General features: G+C 64.4%; 18 protein-coding genes and 1 pseudogene. 12 read left to right on the top strand and 7 right to left on the bottom strand.

Features of this window, described 5'->3' with window-relative positions; translation table 11 throughout:
* Nucleotides 1-211: 211 nt before the first annotated feature.
* Nucleotides 212-529: a DUF4148 domain-containing protein gene (locus tag E1956_RS31105; RefSeq protein ID WP_134756464.1), complete on the bottom strand. Its 318-nt coding sequence runs from the start codon at nucleotides 527-529 to the stop codon at nucleotides 212-214.
* 287 nt (nucleotides 530-816) lie between these two features.
* Between E1956_RS31105 and E1956_RS31100 the strand changes: the two genes are divergently transcribed.
* From E1956_RS31100 to E1956_RS31080, 5 genes are all read left to right on the top strand, one after another.
* Entirely contained in the window at nucleotides 817-1,185 is a 369-nt protein-coding gene (locus E1956_RS31100) for a hypothetical protein (protein WP_134756462.1), read from the top strand.
* A gap of 94 nt (nucleotides 1,186-1,279) precedes the next feature.
* A complete protein-coding gene (locus E1956_RS31095) occupies nucleotides 1,280-2,572 on the top strand; it encodes a TolC family protein (protein ID WP_134756460.1) in 1,293 nt (430 codons plus the stop codon).
* 11 nt (nucleotides 2,573-2,583) lie between these two features.
* On the top strand, nucleotides 2,584-4,140 hold the full coding sequence (locus E1956_RS31090; protein ID WP_134756458.1) for an efflux RND transporter periplasmic adaptor subunit: 1,557 nt from the start codon (nucleotides 2,584-2,586) through the stop codon (nucleotides 4,138-4,140).
* Nucleotides 4,137-7,346 carry an efflux RND transporter permease subunit gene (locus E1956_RS31085; protein WP_134756456.1) on the top strand — a complete coding sequence of 1,070 codons (3,210 nt, stop codon included), beginning with the start codon at nucleotides 4,137-4,139 and terminating at the stop codon, nucleotides 7,344-7,346. The genes E1956_RS31090 and E1956_RS31085 overlap by 4 nt, the downstream gene beginning before the upstream one ends.
* Entirely contained in the window at nucleotides 7,343-7,708 is a 366-nt protein-coding gene (locus E1956_RS31080; RefSeq protein ID WP_134756454.1) for a copper-binding protein, read from the top strand. The genes E1956_RS31085 and E1956_RS31080 overlap by 4 nt, the downstream gene beginning before the upstream one ends.
* Nucleotides 7,709-7,903: 195 nt before the next feature.
* Here E1956_RS31080 and E1956_RS31075 read toward each other — a convergent pair whose 3' ends face one another.
* The gene (locus E1956_RS31075) at nucleotides 7,904-9,109 is read right to left on the bottom strand and encodes a porin (RefSeq protein ID WP_134756452.1); all 1,206 of its coding nucleotides are present in this window, start codon (nucleotides 9,107-9,109) and stop codon (nucleotides 7,904-7,906) included.
* 657 nt (nucleotides 9,110-9,766) lie between these two features.
* On the opposite strand from E1956_RS31075, the gene E1956_RS31070 reads away from it, so the two are divergent.
* Complete coding sequence (locus E1956_RS31070; protein ID WP_134756450.1) at nucleotides 9,767-10,099, top strand: DUF4148 domain-containing protein; 333 nt, start codon at nucleotides 9,767-9,769, stop codon at nucleotides 10,097-10,099.
* A 176-nt stretch (nucleotides 10,100-10,275) separates the two neighbouring features.
* Here the strand turns inward: E1956_RS31070 and E1956_RS31065 are convergent, their stop codons facing one another.
* Together E1956_RS31065 and E1956_RS31060 are read right to left on the bottom strand one after the other, a co-directional pair.
* Entirely contained in the window at nucleotides 10,276-10,560 is a 285-nt protein-coding gene (locus E1956_RS31065; RefSeq protein ID WP_134756448.1) for a hypothetical protein, read from the bottom strand.
* An 89-nt stretch (nucleotides 10,561-10,649) separates the two neighbouring features.
* On the bottom strand, nucleotides 10,650-11,069 hold the full coding sequence (locus tag E1956_RS31060; RefSeq protein ID WP_134756446.1) for an organic hydroperoxide resistance protein: 420 nt from the start codon (nucleotides 11,067-11,069) through the stop codon (nucleotides 10,650-10,652).
* A gap of 379 nt (nucleotides 11,070-11,448) precedes the next feature.
* Here E1956_RS31060 and E1956_RS31055 point away from each other — a divergent pair, with 379 nt between their 5' ends.
* Both E1956_RS31055 and E1956_RS31050 read left to right on the top strand, forming a co-directional pair.
* Entirely contained in the window at nucleotides 11,449-11,910 is a 462-nt protein-coding gene (locus tag E1956_RS31055; RefSeq protein WP_134756444.1) for a MarR family winged helix-turn-helix transcriptional regulator, read from the top strand.
* Between the two features lie 181 nt (nucleotides 11,911-12,091).
* Nucleotides 12,092-12,819: pseudogene (locus E1956_RS31050) on the top strand (aldehyde dehydrogenase family protein); the annotation flags it as partial.
* 308 nt (nucleotides 12,820-13,127) lie between these two features.
* On the opposite strand, the gene E1956_RS31040 reads toward E1956_RS31050, so the two are convergent.
* The 3 genes from E1956_RS31040 to E1956_RS31030 all read right to left on the bottom strand — a co-directional run bounded on the left by E1956_RS31040 (nucleotide 13,128) and on the right by E1956_RS31030 (nucleotide 15,681).
* The gene (locus E1956_RS31040; RefSeq protein WP_134756440.1) at nucleotides 13,128-13,364 is read right to left on the bottom strand and encodes a tautomerase family protein; all 237 of its coding nucleotides are present in this window, start codon (nucleotides 13,362-13,364) and stop codon (nucleotides 13,128-13,130) included.
* Between the two features lie 76 nt (nucleotides 13,365-13,440).
* Nucleotides 13,441-14,151 (bottom strand): SDR family NAD(P)-dependent oxidoreductase, encoded by a 711-nt coding sequence (locus E1956_RS31035; RefSeq protein WP_134756438.1) that lies wholly within the window; start codon nucleotides 14,149-14,151, stop codon nucleotides 13,441-13,443.
* A 567-nt stretch (nucleotides 14,152-14,718) separates the two neighbouring features.
* Nucleotides 14,719-15,681 (bottom strand): LysR family transcriptional regulator, encoded by a 963-nt coding sequence (locus E1956_RS31030; protein WP_134756436.1) that lies wholly within the window; start codon nucleotides 15,679-15,681, stop codon nucleotides 14,719-14,721.
* Between the two features lie 116 nt (nucleotides 15,682-15,797).
* On the opposite strand from E1956_RS31030, the gene E1956_RS31025 reads away from it, so the two are divergent.
* The 4 genes from E1956_RS31025 (at nucleotide 15,798) to E1956_RS31010 (ending at nucleotide 20,366) form a co-directional block, all read left to right on the top strand.
* Nucleotides 15,798-16,721: an alpha/beta fold hydrolase gene (locus tag E1956_RS31025; RefSeq protein WP_134756434.1), complete on the top strand. Its 924-nt coding sequence runs from the start codon at nucleotides 15,798-15,800 to the stop codon at nucleotides 16,719-16,721.
* A gap of 55 nt (nucleotides 16,722-16,776) precedes the next feature.
* Nucleotides 16,777-18,195: a 3-isopropylmalate dehydratase large subunit gene (gene leuC, locus E1956_RS31020; protein ID WP_134756432.1), complete on the top strand. Its 1,419-nt coding sequence runs from the start codon at nucleotides 16,777-16,779 to the stop codon at nucleotides 18,193-18,195.
* Nucleotides 18,188-18,841 (top strand): 3-isopropylmalate dehydratase small subunit, encoded by a 654-nt coding sequence (gene leuD, locus E1956_RS31015; protein ID WP_134756429.1) that lies wholly within the window; start codon nucleotides 18,188-18,190, stop codon nucleotides 18,839-18,841. Before leuC ends, leuD begins: the two co-directional genes overlap by 8 nt.
* 166 nt (nucleotides 18,842-19,007) lie before the next feature.
* Nucleotides 19,008-20,366 carry an MFS transporter gene (locus E1956_RS31010; protein WP_134756427.1) on the top strand — a complete coding sequence of 453 codons (1,359 nt, stop codon included), beginning with the start codon at nucleotides 19,008-19,010 and terminating at the stop codon, nucleotides 20,364-20,366.
* Nucleotides 20,367-20,381 lie beyond the last annotated feature (15 nt).

Here is a 20,381-nt window from a genome sequence, read left to right as displayed (position 1 = left end):
AGGGGATAGTCGTATTGGAATACCTGCGTGTATCGGGTGTGTGTTCGCGAACCGCGCCGCACGTAAGGTGTTGTGTCTGCGCCGGCGTTGGATACATTGGGACACAAGCCGGCCCAAGGGCCGCGTTGAGGGCCACGTCAAGGGCCGCGCTATCGGCAGGCCTCACTCGATGAGCAGGGCGCGATCAGCGCGGCGCACGAGAGCGATCCGGTCAGTGGTGGGCGAACAGCGATGGCGTCGCGGCGCCCATCGCGATCTTGCTGCCCGCCTGCGACGCACCGTCGGCGGTGCCGCCATAGCCGGCGTCGCTTCCGTCATTGGCATGTACGCGTGCGAGGGCTACCTGGACGTTGTCCGGGTAGGACGAACCGTTCAGGCGCGTCGTCGCATAGCCAGTGCTTTCGAGTTGAACCAGCTCGTGACGCACTTGAGTGCGGGTCAGTGGCGCGTCGTTCGCGTCCGCGAACGCCGGCGCGGCGACGGCTGCAGAAACGGCGACGAGCAGGGCGGCGATCAATGGGGTCTTCATGATGTACCTCGACAAATAATGACGGCATGAGTAGGGGAGCGAATTTGCATCCAGTGCGATTAACTCGCATGCGATGCAGTCTGCCGGAAGACTTTCGGCATGTCAATCGCGTTAGATTAAATCGCGTGCGATTTATTGTATGCCAATGTATCCGGAGAAATCGTCCCGGATCGTGCACTGACACGATGTAACAAGTGCGCGCCACCGGATCCATTCCATCCGGATGCGTCCGACCTGTGCAGAACGATGTGCAACCCGGTAGAATGTCGCGACCCTTTACGATTGCCATGAAACTCCTTCGGACACTCATCCTCCTGTTGCTGTGCGCGGTGCTGCCCCTGAGCGGGCTGGCAGCGACCGGCATGGCGGGTGATTGTCCGATGCAGCAGTCCATGTCCATGCCCATGCACGGCGACGGCGCCGCATCCGTCTCCATGCCAGGCTGCGACATGGCGAAGTCATCGTCGCCGGGCAAGGCCAAGGGCGTCTTCTGCAAGGCAACGGCCCAGTGCCAGTTCGCCAGCATCTATTACCCCGCAGTGCCCGTAACCGTCAGCCGTCCAGTCACGCGCGGCAGTCCGGTGGTCTTCCACTACACCGGAGCGTTCACGGGCCGCGCCCCCGCCGGCCTCTGGCGACCTCCCCGAGCCGTCTAACCCCCATCTGACCGGTTCGCCGCATTCGCGGCGAGGTGTTGTCCTGCGTTCAGGACAGGGTGTGCCTATGGCACACCGCCTTCGGGGTTAGAAAATGCCTCTCTCTTTTAGCGCGCCGTCGACGCGGCGTGCGTCCCTGCGCGTGCCTTTGGTCTGCGCAGTGCTTCTCCTCGTCTGCTCCGTTGCGCGCGCCCAGCAGACGGCCATGACGCTTGAAGCGGCGTTGCAGGCCGCCACCGATCAGTCCACCGCGACGCAGGCCGCGCAGGCTTCCGTGCGGGCCAGTTCCGAGGCGGCCGTCAAGGCGGGCCAGTTGCCGGAGCCCGTGCTCTCGGCGGGCATCGACGATTTGCCGATCAACGGTCAGGACGGCTTCACGATTGGCCAGAACATCCTGACGATGCGCCGCATCGGCGTCGAGCAGGAGTGGGTGTCCCGCGACAAGCGGCGGCTGCGCTCGACATTGGCGGACGAACAGGTGGACCGCGAACGCGCCGGCTACCTCCAGCAACTCGTCAACGTGCGGCAGCAAACGGCCACGGCGTGGCTGAACGCAATCTATGCCAAGCAGGCGCTCTCGTTGCAGCAGGAACTGCTCGACCATATGACCCACGAACTCGAGGCGACGCAGGCCTCGTATCGCGGCGCGAGAGCCAGCGCCGGAGACGTAGTGCAGGCGAAGGCGATGCTGGCGCAGACGCAGGACCAGATGCTCAAGGCCACGCAAACGTACCGGACCGCGCTGATCGGACTGTCTCGCTGGACCGCGGCGCCGGTTGCCGAGGTGGCAGGCGACCCGCCTGCTCCGGAATCCTATGTGTCTTCGCTGCCACCGGATGAGCTACGCGATGTCCAGCCGACGCTCGTGGCGGCGGCGAGGGACATCTCCGTGGCCGACGCCGACACGGCGGTGGCCGAAAGCGACCGCAAGCCGAACTGGACGTGGAACGTTTCGCTTGCGCAAGGCGGAAATAATTCGAAGTTCGTGTCGGTAGGCGTGCGCATCCCGCTGCCGCTGAACCGCAAGAACATCGAAGACCGCGACGTCGCCGAGAAGTCGGAGCTGGCGACCAAGGCGCGCCTGATGTACGAAGACACGCTTCGACAGGTGCAGGCCGATATCCGCACGGAATCGGCCACGCTCGCAAGCGGCCGCGAGCGTATCGACAATCTGACGCAATCGCTCTTGCCCGCCGTCGACCAGCGCGTGCAGCTGGCGAGCGCCGCGTATCGTTCCGGCGCCGGGTCGCTGGCCGACACGTTCGCCGCGCGCCGCGCCCAGGTCGATGCACGGCTTCAGTTGCTCGACCTCAAGCGCGAAGTTTCGCAGACGTGGGCCCAGCTCGAATATCAGGTGGTGCCGCAAACGCTGGCCGCCGCCCAGTGAAGGAGAACAAGATGACGATTAAACCCATGGTCAGCGCGGCCTTGCTGGTATTCACGGGGGCGTGCCTGCTCGGCACCGGCTATTTCGTGGGTGCGCGCCATGCCGCGACCGAAGCAGCCGGCACGGCCGGCAAACTCGCGGCAATCAAGGCGCCGGCCGGCAAGGTCGATCCGAAGACCGGGAAACGCGTGCTCTACTGGCACGATCCGATGGTGCCGGGCCAGCACTTCGACAAACCGGGCCCGTCGCCGTTCATGGCGATGCAGCTGGAGCCCGTCTACGCCGACGACGACGGCGGCGGATCGAGCGGCGTCAAGATCGACCCGGGTTTGCAGCAGAACCTGGGCATCCGTTACGCGAGCGTGCGCCGGCAAGACACCACGGAAGGATTCGACGCGGTCGGCACGACGCAGTTCGACGAATCGCAGACGGATGTCGTGCAATCGCGCGTCACAGGCTATATCGACCACCTGTATGCAGGCGCGCCGATGCAGAGGATTACGAAGGGTGCGCCGATTGCCTCGCTCTTCGCCCCCGACTGGCTGGCGCCTCAGGAGGAATACCTCGCGCTCAGGCATGGCGGGATGGACAGAAGCTTGATCGAGGCATCGCGCGCGCGCATGCGGGCCCTCTCGATTCCCGAGGGCGTGATCGACAGTCTCGACCGCACGGGCAAGGTGCAGACCCATTACGTGCTGTCCGCAGCGGAAACCGGCGTCGTGAGCGAGCTGAACGTGCGCGACGGCGCGCAGGTGGTGCCGGGGCAGACGCTGGCAAAGATTTCGGGGCTCTCGAAGCTCTGGCTGATCGTCGATATTCCGGAGAACCTGGCGTTGAGCGTTCGACCCGGGATGAGCGTCGACGCGACCTTCAGCGGCGACCCGTCCCGGCACTACAAGGGGCAGATTCGCGAGATCCTGCCGGGCATCAGCACCACGAGCCGTACGCTGCAAGCGCGCCTCGAAGTCGACAACGCTGATTCGAGCCTCACCCCCGGCATGCTGATGCGCGTGCGCGTCGCGGCGCAGAAGCCGGTCTCGCGGCTGCTGGTGCCGTCCGAGGCGGTGATCACCACCGGCAAGCGCTCGCTCGTCATCGTCAAGAATGCGGACGGGCGCCTGCAACCGGTCGAGGTGACCATTGGCAGCGACTTCGGCAACGAGACGGAAATCGTCAGCGGGCTGAACGACGGCGAGACGGTCGTGGCGTCCGGGCAGTTCCTGATCGACTCGGAGGCCAGCCTGAAATCGATCCTGCCGAGGCTCGAGGGCGGTGCACGGGGCGCAGCGAGCGGGGCAGCCCCAGCGTCGTCAACCGCGTCGTCAACGCCGTCGGCCCCGACCTATGAGACCACCGGCAAGGTCGAACAAGTGAGCGCCGCGGATATCACGTTCTCGCACCAGCCGGTGCCGGCACTCGGCTGGCCCGCGATGACGATGTCGTTCAACAAGCCCGCGCCCGACGCGTTCGCGGACGTGAAGCCTGGTCAGACCGTGCATTTCGTGTTTACGAAGGCAGATGGCGGCTACCTGCTGACGAAGGTCGAACCGGCGGGAGGTGCCCAATGATTGCGCGCGTCATTCGCTGGTCCATTCACAACCGGTTCCTGGTGCTGCTCGCCACCGTGCTCATCACGGCATGGGGCGTCTACTCGCTCAAGGAGACGCCGCTCGACGCCTTGCCGGACCTCTCCGATACCCAGGTCATCATCAAGGCGTCCTATCCGGGCAAGGCGCCCCAGGTGATCGAAGACCAGGTCACGTACCCGCTCACGACGACCCTGCTCGGCGTGCCGGGCGCGAAAACCATCCGGGCGTATTCATCGTTCGGCGAGGCGTTCGTCTATGTGCTGTTCGACGACAAGACCGACCAGTACTGGGCCCGCTCGCGCGTGCTCGAATACCTGAACCAGGTGCAAAGCCGGTTGCCGCAGGGCGCGACGGTGTCGCTCGGACCGGACGCCACCGGCGTGGGCTGGGTGTACGAGTATGCTTTGGTCGACCGCACGGGCAAGCACGACCTGGGGCAACTGCGCGCGCTCAACGACTGGTTCCTGAAATTCGAGCTGAAGGCAGTGCCGGACGTCTCGGAGGTGGCGAGCATCGGCGGTATGGTGCGCCAGTATCAGGTCGTGCTCGATCCGGACAAGCTGCGCGCATACGGCCTCACGCAGGCGCAGGTGGCCGATGCGCTGGGCAAGTCCAATCAGGAGTCCGGAGGATCGGTCGTCGAACTGGCGGAGTCCGACTATGTCGTGCGCTCGTCGGGTTATCTGCACTCGCCGGACGACTTCCGCAATGTCGTGCTGCGAACCAATGACGCCGGCACACCGGTGCTGCTTGGCGATGTCGCGCGCATCCAGATCGGACCAGAGGCGCGACGCGGCGTGGCGGAGCTCAACGGCGAAGGGGAAGTCGCGGGCGGCGTCGTGGTCATGCGTTCGGGCAAGAATGCGTTGACGACCATCGAGGCGGTCAAGGCCAGGCTGGCCGACCTGAAGCGCTCGCTGCCGCCCGGCGTCGAGGTGGTGACGACCTACGACCGCTCGCAGCTCATCGAACGCGCGGTGGACAACTTGAAGGACAAGCTCATCGAGGAGTTCATCGTCGTCGCCATCGTGTGCGCCGTGTTCCTGTTTCATCTGCGCAGCGCGTTTGTCGCCGTCCTGTCGCTGCCGATCGGCGTGCTGGCCGCCTTCATCGTGATGCGCTATCAGGGCGTCAATGCGAACCTGATGTCGCTGGGCGGCATTGCGATTGCCATCGGCGCGATGATCGACGCGGCCATCGTGATGATCGAGAACGCGCACAAACACCTGGAGGCATACGAGCATGCGCATCCGGGCAAACCCATCACGACGCCGCAGCGATGGGAGCTGATTGCCGCCTCGGCGGCCGAGGTCGGGCCGGCGCTCTTTTTCTCGCTGCTCATCATCACCCTGTCGTTCATCCCGGTCTTTTCGCTGGAGGGGCAGGAGGGGCGGCTGTTCGCGCCGCTGGCCTTCACGAAGACGTACACGATTGCCGCTGCTGCCGGGCTCTCGGTGACGCTCGTGCCGATCCTGATGGGCTACCTGATACGCGGGCGCATCCCGCATGAGACGTCCAACCCCATCAATCGCGTGCTGGTGCGCCTGTACCGGCCGTTGCTCGAAGCCACGCTGCGGCGTCCGTGGTTTGCCATCGGGCTGGCGGTGGTCGCGCTCGTGCTGACCGCGCTGCCGATCTCGCGGCTCGGCGGCGAGTTCCTGCCGCAGATCGACGAAGGCGACCTGCTTTACATGCCTACAGCGTTACCCACCATCTCGGCGGACAAGGCGGCCGAACTGCTGCAGCAGACCGACCGGCTGATCAAGACGGTGCCCGAGGTGGCCACGGTCTTCGGCAAGGCGGGCCAGGCCGAGACGGCCACCGACCCCGCTCCGGGGCTCGAAATGTTCGAGACCACGATCGTGTTCAAGCCGCGCAGCCAGTGGCGGCCCGGCATGACGCCGGAAAAGCTGAAGGATGAACTCGACCGCACGGTGAAAGTGCCGGGCTTGTCCAACCTCTGGGTTCCGCCTATCCGCAACCGCCTGGACATGCTCTCCACGGGCATCAAGTCGCCGGTGGGCGTGAAGGTCTCCGGCCCCGACCTGGCGCAGATCGCGCGGATCGCCACCCAGGTCGAGCAGGTGCTGAAAACGGTGCCCGGTGTTTCCTCGGCACTGGCCGAGCGCGTGAACGGTGGCCGCTATATCAACGTGGACATCAACCGGCAGGCCGCTGCGCGCTATGGGCTTTCCGTCGCCGATATCCAGGCGGTCGTTTCGTCGGCGGTCGGCGGCGAGAACGTCGGCGAGGTTATTGCGGGCCGGGAGCGTTTTCCGATCAACATTCGCTATCCGCGCGAGTATCGCGACTCGCTGGAGCGGCTGCGCCAGTTGCCCGTCGTGACGGAGCGTGGCGCGCAGATCAAGCTGGGCGATGTCGCCGACATCCGGATCGACGACGGACCGCCATCGATCCGCAGCGAGAATGCGCGCCTCGCCGGCTTCGTCTACGTCGATATCCGTAACGTGGACCTGGAGACGGCCGTGAAAGCCATGCAACGCGCCGTGGCCGCGAAGGTCCAGCTGCCGCCCGGCTATTCGATTGCCTGGTCGGGACAGTTCGAGTACCTCGAGCGCGCGGCAGCGAAGCTGCGCACGGTCGTCCCCGTGACGCTCGTCGTGATCTTCGTGCTGCTGTTTCTCACGTTCAACTCCGCGGCCGACGCGCTGCTGCTGATGTCGACGGTGCCGTTCGCGCTCGTGGGCGGCTTCTGGCTCATCTGGATCCTCGGGCATGCGGTATCCGTCGCGACCTCGGTCGGGTTCATCGCGCTCGCGGGCGTCGCGGCCGAGTTCGGCGTCGTGATGCTGCTGTACCTGAAGGGCGCGCTCACCCGGCGGCTCGAACTGGGTGAACCCATGACCGAAGCCACGCTGATCGACGCGATTCGCGAAGGCGCGGTGTTGCGCGTGCGTCCCAAGGCGATGACGGTTGCCGTGGTCCTGGCCGGCCTGATTCCGATCATGATCGGTCACGGCACCGGCTCGGAAGTCACGCAGCGCATCGCCGCGCCGATGGTCGGCGGGATGATCACTGCGCCGATGCTGTCGATGTTCGTTATCCCCGCTGCGTGGTTCCTGTTGCAACGCCGCCGCATCAGGCGGCAGGACCGCGCGCAGCTTTCCGAAGCCGTCACTCCGGGCATGAACGTGCCCGCTACCGAAACTGGAGAAACCCGATGAAGAAGATGTTTGCTGCTCTCACCGCTGTTGCAACCGTGGCTGCTGTTGCGACCGTTGTGTCCACCCCCGCATTGGCCGCCGACGACATGGCGGGCATGGACATGTCCGCGCAGCCGTCGGCCACGAAATCCGCGACGAATGCCGCGTTGACGGATGCCCAGGTCATGCATGTCGATGCCGCCAGCGGCATGGTCACCTTGAAGCATGGCGCGCTGGAAAACGTCGGCATGCCGCCGATGACGATGGCGTTCAAGACGAAGGACACCGGCATGGTCAAGCGGGTTCACGAAGGCGATAAGGTCAAGGTGCGCGTTGAAAACGTGGGCGGCGCGCTGACGATCGTGAAGCTCGAAAAGCAGTAATACGGGCAGTGCATCACGCGCGCAGCGACGCGTCTGTCGCGCGTTCGGTCCAGCGTGACGACCCGTGTGCGGCAACTGTCGACGTCCAGCGGCCGCACTGACAATCGAGCCTTACTGTCCTTGCCTGGCATTGCGAAACCTGTTGTGCAGGCGCCCAAGGGCGGCGTGACGGCGCAGCGGCGCTGCGCCTGCCCTTTAAAACTTGTGCTTGAGCCCGACCGCCACCACCACCTGCTGGTTGTTGGTCGAGGGCGTGAGCGTATAGACGCCGGCGTCGAACGCGCCGATGCCATTGCCACCGCCGACACGCTGATAGACCCCTTCGATGTACACGTCGGTGCGCGGCGAGAACAGGTAGTCGGCTTGCGCCATGACCTGGTTCCAGTGCGGGTTCGCGCCGCTGTGCGCGGAGTTGAACGTCGCCATCGTGTAAGTGTAGGACGCACCGAGACTCAGGTTGTTCAGCACGAAGTAGCGGCCGTTGATTTCGAAGTTGTCGAACTTGATGTAGTTGCCGGCGCCGTTCGACGGCCCGGGCAGCGCGCCGTTGCTCGTGCTGCCGCCGAACCAGAGGCTGGACACGCTGTCGGTGGACGAGTGCGTCCACACGAGGCCGACCGAAGACTTGCCGAACATGTATTGCGCGCCCACGCCGTACATTCTTTGCAGGCCGCCGGTCGTCAGTGCGTCGCCGTCGCCGGTGCTGGCCGCGCCGCTCGCATTCGGGTTGTTCGGATCGCGGTTGATCTGCAGGTACGCGGCCGCGAGGTTGATCGGCCCGTAGGTGTAGCTGAGGCCCGCGCTATAGGCCGCGTTGTTGGCAATCTCGCCGGCCGCGTTCGAGAACGCGTACATCGCCCCGAACTTGAAACCGTTGAACGATACGCTGGTGAACTTCACCGCGTTGTTCAGGCGCATGTCGTTGTTCAGGTTGTCGTTGTCGTACGGGTGCTCGGCGAGGTTGCCGCCAAAGCCGGAGCCGGTGGCGCTGAGCGGCGCCACGTAGGTCACCATGAGATCGTATTGGCGGCCCAGCGTGAGCGTGCCGTATTCGCGCGCGCTGAGGCCGACCCACGCCTGGCGGCCAAACAGATCGCCGCCGTTCTTGAAAGTGCCGTTCGTCGAGTTAAAGCCGTTTTCGAGCCAGAATACCGCGCTCAGTCCGCCGCCCAGGTCCTCGATCCCGCGCAGGCCCCAGCGCGGCGTATATATACTGCCGGCGAACTCTTGCCACTGCGTCCCACCGCCGGCCGCGGGCTTCGCGGCGTTCGAGCGGGCGTTGCTGCTATAGAGCAGGCTCGTGTCGATCAAGCCGAACAGGGTCACGCTGCTCTGCGCGTGCGCCGCGCCCGTGCCCGCGACCAGCAACGAAGTGGCGAGGGCAATATCCCGATATTTCATCCGATTTCTCCGATATTCATTTGAATGCGTTTGCGCTGCGATTCCGGCGATTGCGCAATGGACGAATGGCGTGAGTGAAACGGAAGGGACGATACCGCACGGAAAAAAATATCGCTGGTTCGAGAAATCGCGAAGACCGTCATCAATCATTCATGTTCTGCGAGCGTTATGCGGCGGGCCTCCAGTGGATCGAATGGCCTCGACGGGTTGCATTTACGCGACAGACAGGGGCATGCCGGATGGCCCGGCGCCGGCACGGCTTTAACGACGGATCACGCCGGAGGCACTTGATACTGTTCTGGCGTGCCTTTCTTCATACGTGATCCCACGGGGAAAAATGCTTTTCCGGCGTGGCATCAATTGGAACGGGACTGTCCGATGCAGTCATACAGGTATCCTCACGAAATCGAGGCGTCAATCGCGACGATGTCCGCGCCGTGGCGCCCGGGGAATCGACAGTCGGACACGCGTGGTTGCGCGAGCGCGCGGCGGCATGCGAAGGGAGAAGCGAGGAGGCCAGATTCGGGCGCGGCTTATTCTCGACGGACACAAATGTTGTTACTGCGCATGTGTTCATATTAAGTACGGGCATAGTTACGATGACTCCACCTGCTGCAAACAACCGTTCGCGGCACATCACAGCCATCGAGGTGGATCATGAAAGTCAAAGCATTCGTTCAGGCCATTGCCATCGCTGCGGCGCTCGCCGCACCCGCCGTTTCGTTCGCTCAGTCGAACGGTCCCGTGACGCGCGCCCAGGTTCGGCAGCAGCTCGTGCAGCTCGAGCAAGCCGGATACCGCCCGGGAGACGGCGACCAGACGACCTATCCGGTACCGATCCAGCAGGCCGAAGCACGCGTTGCGCGTGAGTCTGCCGTGTCGAACGGGTACGGCGGCGTGGCGGCGGGTTCGTCGGCATCCGGCTCGCGTGCGGTGCCCGCGCCCGAGGCGGCAATCCCGGGCCTGAAGCCGGTCTATTTCGGTCAATGAGTACGGCGGTCCGCGAGCCCGTGGCTTTGTGCGCCATCGGGCTCGCCTGATAAGCATCGCTAAATGAATTTACGTAGTGCGTTCGCCGGTTCAGGCAAGGAGCTGTTGACGGTCACTTTCCCAACTTGGCAAGCTGCATTTCTCACTGTGGAGACCGATTCCGGCAATCCGCCGGCTCAATGATGGGTGAACAGGCCGCCGGCCGGCGCAAACGTCGCGGACCGGCCGCCCGCATGCGAGTGCTCGTAGGCCACACCGCCATACGCGCGTTGTGCATAGTTGGTTTCGACCGCTTCACTGCGCTCGGCGGCGACGGTTTGCACGCTTTGACCGCGTTGCGATGCCGGTGCGCCCGCGAGCGGGTCATTGAACGGTGCGGGGCCATAGCCGCTGGCGAAGGCCTGCGAGGCGAGAACGGCGGAGGCTGCGACGATCAGGTGGGCGAGGTAGGGCTTCTTCATGATGACAATACTCCAAAAGAGATTCACGAATTCACGAACCGTTCGCGTCGACTGCTCAGCCGGCGCGCCGGTTCAAGGGGACTTGCGGATCAAACAAGATTGATGACGACGTCGATATTGCCGCGAATGGCCTTCGAGTACGGGCACGTCTGGTGCGCCTGATCGACGAGTTCCTCGGCGACACCGACCGGGATGCCCGGTACGCTGACGTTCAGGCGGGCCTGGAGCAGATACGCGTCGCCGGCAGTGCCGAGATCCACCTCGGCGTCAACCGCGAGGTCGTCCGGCAGCTTGACGTTCAACTTCTTGGCGGCGAGACCCATCGCGCCGATGAAGCAGGCCGACCACCCGGCCGCGAACAGCTGTTCCGGATTCGTACCGTTGCCGGCCGAGCCCGGCGACGAAAGCTTGATGTCGAGGCGGCCATCCGAGCTGCGCGCGGTGCCGTTGCGGCCGCCGGACGAGGTGTGGGTCTTGGCCGTGTACAGGACATTTTCAATTCTGGTCATGATGAACTCCTTAGCGTAAAGGGGGAGATGCAGTTTGCATCGAGTGCGATCGAATCGCGTGAGACGGATAGTGGACTGATCGCTGTGTTATGTCAAGCGGTAACGATTAAATCGTGTGCGATATTAATGGCGCGTGAGGGAGACGAGAGCCGGTGTACGCGGGCGCAAGCCTTGTCGGTAGTGGGCGGGGACGGTTTCTGGGCCGGCCGTTTTACCTCATGTAACAACTGAAGCGCCAACGGCGGCGTCTAATCGGGGGCCGGCAGCCCTCGGGGGCAGATCGTGCCCCGGCGCGCCATCGAAATAGTGCTTCCGATTAAATCGCGCGCGATATATACTGTTCGGCCTGAGGAGCCATTTCGCGTCGAGGATTATGCTCATGAAGCCGACCGACTCACCCGCTGCCGCCGCGCCGAAGCTTTCGGACTTTCTTTGCTTTGCCGTCTATTCGGCGAACCTTGCGTTCGGCAAGGCCTATAAGCCGATTCTCGATGAACTCGGCCTCACCTACACGCAGTACATCACGATCATTGCGCTGTGGGAGCAAGACAATCAGACCGTGGGCAGTCTGGGGGAGAAGCTGTTCCTCGAATCCAATACGCTCACGCCCATCCTGAAGAAACTCGAAGCCATGGGCTACCTGGAGCGCAGGCGCGATGCCGCCGACGAGCGCCAGGTCCTCGTCAGCCTCACGAAAAACGGCCGCAGGCTGCGCGAAAAGGGCTTGACGATGGACCTCGTCGAAGCGACGGGCTTGAAGCCCGATGAGTTTGCGCGGATGCAAAAGGGCATCGTCAGCCTGCGCAACAACCTCGTGCGCTCGATGGAAGAGCACGAGTAAGGCGGCACCCGGCGCGCCTGCTGCGCCGTACGGGCACCTGGGGCCTGTTCCCGCATTGGCGTGAACAGGCCCTAACCTTTTCCGCGCAAGAAACATTGTTGTGAGCGCCGGCGTCTTTCCCGGCGCTGTGTCCTTTCTACACTCGTTCCATTGCCAATCGAATCATTGCAAAGGAGTGGGTATGAAAGCGTTCAATGACAGTGCCGACGTCGGGCATTTCATACAGGGCGAACGCACGCGCGGCAGCGGTTCGCGCTCGCAGCCTGTGTTCAATCCGGCAATCGGCGCCAGGGCGCGCACGCTGCTGCTCGGCGAGACCGCCGATGTGGAGGTGGCGGTCGCCAGTGCGAAGGCGGCGTTCCCGAAATGGAGCAACACGCCGCCGATCCGCCGCGCCCGTGTCCTGTTGCGCTTTCTCGAGTTGATGAACAAGCACCGCGACGAACTCGCGGCGATCGTCACGTCCGAGCACGGCAAGGCGTTCTCGGACGCGCAGGGCGAGGTCGCGCGCGGGATCGACGTGATCGAATTCGCCTGCGGAATTCCGCAACTACTCAAAGGCGACTACACCGAACAGTCTCCACCGGCATCGACAACTGGACCACGCGCCAGGCGCTCGGCGTGGTGGCCGGCATCACGCCGTTCAACTTCCCGTGCATGGTGCCCTGCTGGATGTTCCCGGTTGCGATTGCCGCCGGCAACACGCTCATCCTGAAGCCCAGCGAGCGCGACCCGTCCGCGGCCGTGTTCATGGCCGGACTGTTGAAGGAGGCGGGCCTGCCCGACGGCGTCTTCAACGTAGTGCAGGGCGACAAGGTGGTGGTCGACGCACTGTTGACGCATCCGGCGGTCAAGGCGGTCAGCTTCGTCGGCTCCACGCCGATTGCGAACTACATCTACGAAACCGGTGTGTGCGAGGGCAGCATCAACAGATGCTGGGCCAGATCGCCCGCCCGTGCTGGTGTGCCATGACGTTCGAGGTAGCGCGGCGTGGCGACCATGATGCGCGACGAGCTGAGCAGGGTGCGCCGGATGATTGCCGACTGCTCGACGACGTCCGGCAACTGCACGGCCAGCTCGAACTTTCCGTCATAGAGGTTCACCGGGCCGTCGTGGATCGACACCACCAGGTTGACGTTGGGTTGGCAACCGAAAGCGGAGCCGATACCCGCTTAGTCTCGACAGGGCGATCTCTTGCGAAGATCCACCGCGGCCGCTCAGTCCGGCTTCTGCGCGCGCTGCCGGCGAAACTCGGGGACCGGCAGTCCGCCCCAGCCCCAGCTGTCCAGTTCGACTTCTTCGATGACGACGAAAGTGGAATCGAGAGGCTTGTTCAACACCTCGAGCAGCACGTTGCTCACACCCTTGATCAACTGTGCCTTTTCTTCCGCCGTGACCGACGTCGCGCCCGGCTTCGTACCCTCGCGGGTGACCTGTATCGTCACGATAGGCATATCGCTCTCCGTTTCGTTGGTTAAAACCAGGCGCCACGCTGCGGCGCCCGATTCGTTCGGCAATGCCTGGCAGTGCTCAGTGACCCGCGCTCTGGCCGCCGTCCACGTGCAGGATCTCGCCCGTCACGAACGGCGCCGAATCGAGGAACAGCACGGCGTTGACGATATCGCTCATCTCGCCCATGTGGCCCACGGGATGCAGCGCGCCGAGCGCTTCGTGCGTTTCCGTCGGGTGCATCGGCGACTTGATGATGCCGGGCGCGACGGCATTCGCGCGGATCCCGCGCTTGGCGTATTCGATCGCGAGCGACTTCGTGGCCGCGTTCAGGCCGCCCTTGGTCAGCGAGGCGAGCACGGACGGCACGTTGCTGTTCGCATGATCGATGAGGCTCGTCGAGATGCTGACCACGTGGCCGCTCGAATGCTTCTCCATTTCGGCCACCGCGAGTTGCGTGATGTTGAAGAAGCCGGCGAGGTTGACGCCCGTGATGGCCGCGTAGTCCTCGGCCGTGTAGTTCGTGAAGGGTTTGGCGATGAAGATGCCCGCGTTGTTGACCAGCGTGTCGATGCGGCCAAAGCGGGCGACGCCCTCGGCAATCACGCGGCGCGCGGTGGCCGGATCGGCGATGTCGCCGGCGATCGCGAGAATGTTCGAATCGTCGGTGGGCTTGATGGAACGCGCGGTTGCGACCACACGGTCGCCACGTTGACGGAATGCTTTGACCAGCTCCGCACCGATGCCTTGCGATGCCCCGGTAACGACGACGACTTTCTGCGTTGTGCTCATGACGAATCCTCTGGCTAATGGTTTTCGGATCAACCGCCGTTGGGTTCGGCGGCTCCGATGGATACGAAATCTAAAGCCGCCACCGCAAAGTTCGAATACCCGCCACGATCAAACAGTTTTACCTGGCTGTCACAAATCGGCATCTGGCGGAGGCTGGTGGGGGCGGCTGCTAGTGATTTAGCCGGGATTCAGGCGCGAAAACACCAGGACCTTGGTATTGGTCCGCGCACGTGGCGCAGCGCACTTCCGACGATTCACTCATAGCGATCGCACCCGTCACGAATCGTCATTTGTTGCGATCGTCGGATCGACCTATTGTCCAGAGCACGGCAAGCGGCGGGCCCGGGTAGCGCGAGCGAAATCGCACGGACGCGGTCGGCCGCCCGGACCTCGGGCACCTCGCACGGTGGCTGCCGGTCGGGCTCGACTGCGGCGTGTATTTCGTGGGTCCGAAGCCGTTCATGGCGTTTCTCAAGCGGACGCTGCGCGATCTCGGTCTCGCGGAAGAACGAAGCCGGTATGAGTTCTTCGGTCCGGCCGAGGCGCTGAACTGAGCGGTCGGCCGCGCTATGGTCCGCGGTGATCGTCGCCGGAAGGGTGGGCGTGCGGCGCTGAAGCCCTGGAACGCGAGCCGCCATTGAATGTGTCGTCCAGGTACGCACCCAGAAAGTCGATGAACGTGCGCAGCTTGGCAGACAGCTTGTTGCGCTCCAGATAGACAGCGTGGATGTCGGCGTTGGGCAGCGCCCACTCTGCGAGCAGGGGCACCAGTTCTCCTCGTTCGATGTGGCCGCCGACTTCCCACTGCGAGCGCACGACGATGCCCTGTCCGTCGAGCGCCCACTTCAACACGATGCTGCCGTCGTTGCTCGAGAGCGCGCCGTCGACTTTCACGGTCTCGGCGCGCTTGCCCCGCGAGAAGTGCCACGACCCGTACGCCGAATCGTTCTCGCGAAGCACGATACAGGCGTGATGCACGAGGTCATGCGGCACGGAAGGCTTGCCATGCTGCTTCAGATAGGCCGGCGACGCGCACACGATGCGGCGGTTCTTCAGCAGCAGGCGCGCGTTGATGCGCGCGTCCGGCACCTCGCCGAAGCGGATGCCGAGATCGAAGCCTTCCTCCTGAAGACTGAGCGGCCGCTCGGTCAGTTGCAGCTGTATTTTGATCGACGGAAAGCGCTCGACGAACTGCGACACCGCAGGCGCGATATGGGTCCGGCCGAAGCCGAACGACGCGTTGACGCGCAGCAGGCCAGTGGGTTCGCCGCGGCTGCGCGTGACGAGCTGCTCCAGCTCCGAAAGCTCGTCGAGAATGCGCGTGCCGTTCGCGAGATAGAGCTCGCCTTCCGGCGTGAGGGAGAGCCGCCGCGTGGTGCGGTTCATCAGCCGTACGCCAAGGCGTTGCTCCAGTTGCGCGAGCCGCTTGCTCACAGCGGGCGGTGTCACGCCGAGCTCTCGCGCCGCCGCCGCCAGATTGCGCTTGAGCGCCACCAGCGCAAACAGATTCAGATCGGAAAAAGCGTCCATGGCGGGGCTCCCTTGCTTCGTGCGATTCGTTCCTTTGAGTTACGACTAGATTGCTTTTTCGGAAACCCAATCGTTGACGGCATCAATTAGACTACATGCAACTTCGGGAGGCAATCATGTTTGAAGGCTTCACGGATGCGTCGGCGCATGTCGACGGCATTCGAATTCACGCAATCAAGGGCGGACGCGGCCCGGCCGATCGCGGCCCGACCGATCGCGGCCCGACCGATCGCGGCCCGGCACTCTTGCTCCTGCACGGTCATCCGCAAACGCACGCGATCTGGCACGAGGTCGCGCCCACGCTCGCCGGCCACTACACGGTGATCGCCGCCGATCTGCGCGGTTATGGCGACAGCGGCAAGCCGCAGGGCGCCGCCGATCACTCCAGCTATTCGAAGCGCCGCATGGCGCAGGACCTCGTGGAGCTCATGCGCAGCCATGGCTTCGCTTCGTTTGACGTAATCGGTCACGACCGGGGCGGCAGGGTCGCCGCGCGCATGGCGCTCGATCATCCGGAGGCCGTGACACGGCTCGTGACGCTCGACGTGGCCCCAACCGTCGCGATGTACGAACAGACGTCGTTCGAATTCGCGCGCGCCTACTGGCACTGGTTCTTTCTCGTGCGGCCGGCGCCGTTCCCGGAAACGCTGATTCGCGCCGACCCCGACCTGTATCTGAAGCAGACCATGGGCGCGCGTAGCGCCGGGCTGAAGCCATTCACGCCCGAGGCGTACGCGGAGTACCTGCGCTGCCTTTCGGACCCGGCTACGGCACACGGCATCTGCGAGGACTATCGGGCCTCGATCACCATCGACCTCGAGCACGACCGCGCGGACCTCGCGGCGGGCAAGCGCATCGTGTGCCCGTTCCTCGCGTTGTGGGGGGCGCATGGCGCGGTCGGCCAGTGCTTCGACCCGCTGGCCGAGTGGCGCAGGTGGAGCGCCGAAGTGAGCGGCGAGGCGCTCCCGTGCGGCCACTACATTGCGGAAGAAGCGCCGGCGCTGCTGCTCGAACGCGTGCTGCCGTTTCTTCAGTCCTGACCCGATTCGACCTGATTTGATCCGCTCGCCGGATTCTTCCCAGAAGGGCTTCACCATGTCCTCAAGCACTTTTTATCAGAAGCTGGTCGATTCGCACTGCGTATCGATTATCGACGCGGAGCACGTTCTGCTCTACGCCGATCTGCACATCATGAACGAGTACACGAGCCCGCAGGCGTTCGCCGGGCTGCGCGGAAAGGGCCTGCTCGTGCGGCGTCCGCGTCAGCAGATGGGCGTCGTCGACCACGTGATTCCCACCCGCCCTGTGCCGGTCTCGAAGCGCACGATCGAGATTGTCGATGCCGCGAAGCAGGCCACGAATTTCACGCGCAATTGCGTGGAGCAAGGCATTCATCTATTCGATGTCGACGACCCGGTTCAGGGCATCGAGCACGTCGTCGCGCCCGAGATCGGATTGATCCGCCCCGGCATGGTCGTGCTGTGCGGCGATAGCCACACGACCACTTACGGCGCACTCGGTGCGCTCGGATTCGGCATCGGCACCTCGGAGGTCGAGCATGTGCTCGCCACGCAGACACTCGTCTACCGCGTCGCGAAGGACATGCGCATCGTCGTGGACGGCACGCTGCCGGCGGGCACGACGTCGAAGGATCTCGTGCTGCACATCATCGCGCGTATTGGCGCGCAGGGCGCGCGCGGCTATGCGGTCGAATACGCGGGCGAGGCGATTGCCATGTTGTCCGCCGAGGCCCGGATGACCCTCTGCAATATGACGGTGGAGGCGGGCGCGCGTGCGGCGCTGATCGCGCCGGACCGCACGACGCTCGACTACGTCCGCAGCAAAGTGCGCGACCTCGATGCGAAGACACTCGACGCCGCGTGCAACGCGTGGTCGCAGTTGCGCTCGGATGCCGATGCGCATTTCGACATCGAGCACCGTTTCGACGCGACCCAGGTCGCGCCCTACGTCACATGGGGAACGAGTCCCGACCAGGCGGTGCCGGTGGACGGGCGCATTCCCGACACGGCCGATGGCTCCGGTCTCGATGCCGCGACGATGAACAAGGCGCTCGATTACATCGGCTTGCCGGCCGGTGCGCCTGTCGCGGGCACGCCGATCGACCGCGTGTTCATCGGCTCGTGCACGAATGCCCGGATCGAGGACCTGCGCGAGGTGGCGAAGGTCGTGCGCGGCCGCAAGGTGGCGTCGACGGTGCGCGCGATGGTTGTGCCGGGCTCGGGCATGGTGCGCGACCAGGCGGAGCGCGAGGGCGTGGCGCAGGTGCTGATCGACGCGGGATTCGAATGGCGGCAGCCGGGCTGTTCGATGTGCCTCGCGATGAACGACGATGTGCTGGCGCCCGGCGAGCGCTGCGCATCGACGACGAACCGCAACTTCGAAGGTCGCCAGGGCCGCGACAGCAAAACCCATCTGATGAGCCCCGCGATGGCCGCCGCCGCTGCGATTGCGGGCCGCATTGTCGACGTACGCAAGGAGTTCGCTCATGTCTGAGTCATTCGTGATCGCGGGGATTGCCGCGCCGCTGCCTGTCAACAACCTCGATACCGACCAGATCATGCCGAAGCAGTTCCTGCTCGGCATCGACAAGTCGGGGCTCGCACGCGGGCTCCTGTACAACCTGCGCTTCGACGGCGACGGCCGTCCGCGCGAGTCGTTCGTGCTCAACCGCGCGGAGTATGGCGGCGCAAAGATCCTCATCGGCGGGGCGAACTTCGGCTGCGGCTCGAGCCGCGAACATGCGGTGTGGGGCCTGCAGCAGGCCGGTTTCGAGGCCGTGATTGCGCCGAGCTACGGCGAGATTTTCTACTTCAACGCGGCGAACAACCGGCTGTTGCTCGTCACGCTGCCGGCGCAGCAGATCGAGGCGCTGGTGGCGGAGCTCGAAAGCGGCAGCGACAAGCGGGTGACGATCGACGTCGAACACGAGGTCGTGCTGACGCCTTCGGGGCAGCGCTTTGCGTTTTCGCTGCCGGCACGCCAGAAACGCATGCTGGTCGAGCGCCTCGACATGATAGGCATGACGCTGCGCGAGGAGGACGCGATTGCAGCCTTTGAAGCGCGCCACTGGGCGGCAGAGCCCTGGTGCCGTATCGATCTGCCGGCGCAGCAGCAGCGCGCATCGGCGCGCACGATTTAACACAGAGTTTTGCATGGGACCAGAGTAACGACACAAAGCTCGAACTCGGGTCGATAGCCTTGCATGGGACCAGAGTAGCGAGCGTTGCATGGGACCAGAGTAACGCGCTAAAGCGCGAACTCTGGTCGACAGCACAAGTTCGAACTCTGGTCGACAGGAGACACTCATGACCGTAGCCGCAGTTCGTTCTCACGACGCCGCCGCTCTGGAAACCAGCGTGATACGCAAAGTTTCCCGGCGCATCACGCCGTTTATCATCGTCCTCTACTTTTTGAGCTTTCTGAATCGCGTGAACGTCGGCTTCGCCGGCCTCACGATGAATCACGACATCGGGCTGACCCAGGCCATGTTCGGTGTCGGCGCGGGGATTTTCTTTGTCGGCTACATCGCGGCCGGCATGCCGTCGAACCTCGCGCTGCAGCGGGTCGGGGCGCGGCGCTGGATCGCGTTGCTGATGGTGGTGTGGGGGCTGCTCTCGGCGGCCACGGCATTGGCGAGCGGCCCGTACAGTTTCTACACGCTGCGCTTCGTGCTCGGTCTCGCGGAAGCGGGCTTCTTTCCCGGCATCATCCTGTATCTGAGCTACTGGTTTCCGGCGCGCCACCGTGCCTTCGTCACGGCGATGTTCATGACGGCGGCGCCGCTGTCGAACATGATCGGCTCGCCGATCTCGGGTGCGCTGCTGGGCCTCGACGGCGTCGCGCATCTGCATGGCTGGCAATGGCTGTTCCTCGTCGAGGGGGCGCCAACCGTGCTGCTCGGGATCGTTGCGTTGTTCTACCTGACGGACCGGCCAGAGGGCGCGCACTGGCTCACGGCCACCGAGCGCAAGTGGCTCGCCGACGAGATGCAGCGCGAACGCGACGCGAAGGCCGCCCAAAGCAAGTCGAGCATCTGGGGGGCGGTCAAGGACCCGCGCGTGCTGTTGCTCGCGCTCGTGTACGCGGGAACCTCGACCGGTCTGTACGCGATCGGCATCTGGGCGCCGATGATCATCCACCGGTTTGGCTTCAGCTATCTGGAGCTGGGTCTCGTGAACGCGATCCCGAATCTGTTCGCGGTCGTCACGATGGTGCTGTGGGCACGCAATTCAGATCGCACGAACGAACGGCGGCTGCACGTCGCGATCGCGTGCCTGGCCGCCGGAATCGGGATGCTGATGGCCGGTCATGCCTCGAGCGCGGTCGTGCTCGTCGCTGCACTGGCCATCGCGAACTTCGGTATCAACGCAGCGAAGCCGCCGTTGTGGAGCATGCCGACACAGTTTCTCTCGGGTTCCGCGGCAGCTGCTGGCATCGCGCTCATCAATGCGATGGGCAGCCTGATTGGCGGCACGATTGGCCCGATGGTGATCGGGCGCTTGCGTGACCTCAGCGGCGACTATTCGCTCGGGCTGTATTTTGTCAGTGCGACGTTGCTGGTTTCGGCGCTCCTGTCTTATGTGTTCGGGCGGAGCGCGCGGCGCGCCGCGTACGCGACGGCCTCGACAGCCGCGCCCGCCGCGGCAGTGCGGGAAGAGCGGTAAGCGGGATGCGGCGCG

The sequence above is a fragment of the Paraburkholderia pallida genome, from assembly GCF_004524855.1.
Lineage (GTDB): Bacteria > Pseudomonadota > Gammaproteobacteria > Burkholderiales > Burkholderiaceae > Paraburkholderia > Paraburkholderia oxyphila.
This window is presented reverse-complemented; position numbering and strand designations above follow the sequence as displayed.

What these genes read in the sequence shown, in the direction of transcription:
- E1956_RS31105 (WP_134756464.1), bottom strand. Translation starts at nt 529, where the DNA reads ATGAAGACCCCATTGATCGCCGCCCTGCTCGTCGCCGTTTCTGCAGCC.
- E1956_RS31100 (WP_134756462.1), top strand. Translation starts at nt 817, where the DNA reads ATGAAACTCCTTCGGACACTCATCCTCCTGTTGCTGTGCGCGGTGCTG.
- E1956_RS31095 (WP_134756460.1), top strand. Translation starts at nt 1,280, where the DNA reads ATGCCTCTCTCTTTTAGCGCGCCGTCGACGCGGCGTGCGTCCCTGCGC.
- E1956_RS31090 (WP_134756458.1), top strand. Translation starts at nt 2,584, where the DNA reads ATGACGATTAAACCCATGGTCAGCGCGGCCTTGCTGGTATTCACGGGG.
- E1956_RS31085 (WP_134756456.1), top strand. Translation starts at nt 4,137, where the DNA reads ATGATTGCGCGCGTCATTCGCTGGTCCATTCACAACCGGTTCCTGGTG.
- E1956_RS31080 (WP_134756454.1), top strand. Translation starts at nt 7,343, where the DNA reads ATGAAGAAGATGTTTGCTGCTCTCACCGCTGTTGCAACCGTGGCTGCT.
- E1956_RS31075 (WP_134756452.1), bottom strand. Translation starts at nt 9,109, where the DNA reads ATGAAATATCGGGATATTGCCCTCGCCACTTCGTTGCTGGTCGCGGGC.
- E1956_RS31070 (WP_134756450.1), top strand. Translation starts at nt 9,767, where the DNA reads ATGAAAGTCAAAGCATTCGTTCAGGCCATTGCCATCGCTGCGGCGCTC.
- E1956_RS31065 (WP_134756448.1), bottom strand. Translation starts at nt 10,560, where the DNA reads ATGAAGAAGCCCTACCTCGCCCACCTGATCGTCGCAGCCTCCGCCGTT.
- E1956_RS31060 (WP_134756446.1), bottom strand. Translation starts at nt 11,069, where the DNA reads ATGACCAGAATTGAAAATGTCCTGTACACGGCCAAGACCCACACCTCG.
- E1956_RS31055 (WP_134756444.1), top strand. Translation starts at nt 11,449, where the DNA reads ATGAAGCCGACCGACTCACCCGCTGCCGCCGCGCCGAAGCTTTCGGAC.
- E1956_RS31040 (WP_134756440.1), bottom strand. Translation starts at nt 13,364, where the DNA reads ATGCCTATCGTGACGATACAGGTCACCCGCGAGGGTACGAAGCCGGGC.
- E1956_RS31035 (WP_134756438.1), bottom strand. Translation starts at nt 14,151, where the DNA reads ATGAGCACAACGCAGAAAGTCGTCGTCGTTACCGGGGCATCGCAAGGC.
- E1956_RS31030 (WP_134756436.1), bottom strand. Translation starts at nt 15,681, where the DNA reads ATGGACGCTTTTTCCGATCTGAATCTGTTTGCGCTGGTGGCGCTCAAG.
- E1956_RS31025 (WP_134756434.1), top strand. Translation starts at nt 15,798, where the DNA reads ATGTTTGAAGGCTTCACGGATGCGTCGGCGCATGTCGACGGCATTCGA.
- leuC (WP_134756432.1), top strand. Translation starts at nt 16,777, where the DNA reads ATGTCCTCAAGCACTTTTTATCAGAAGCTGGTCGATTCGCACTGCGTA.
- leuD (WP_134756429.1), top strand. Translation starts at nt 18,188, where the DNA reads ATGTCTGAGTCATTCGTGATCGCGGGGATTGCCGCGCCGCTGCCTGTC.
- E1956_RS31010 (WP_134756427.1), top strand. Translation starts at nt 19,008, where the DNA reads ATGACCGTAGCCGCAGTTCGTTCTCACGACGCCGCCGCTCTGGAAACC.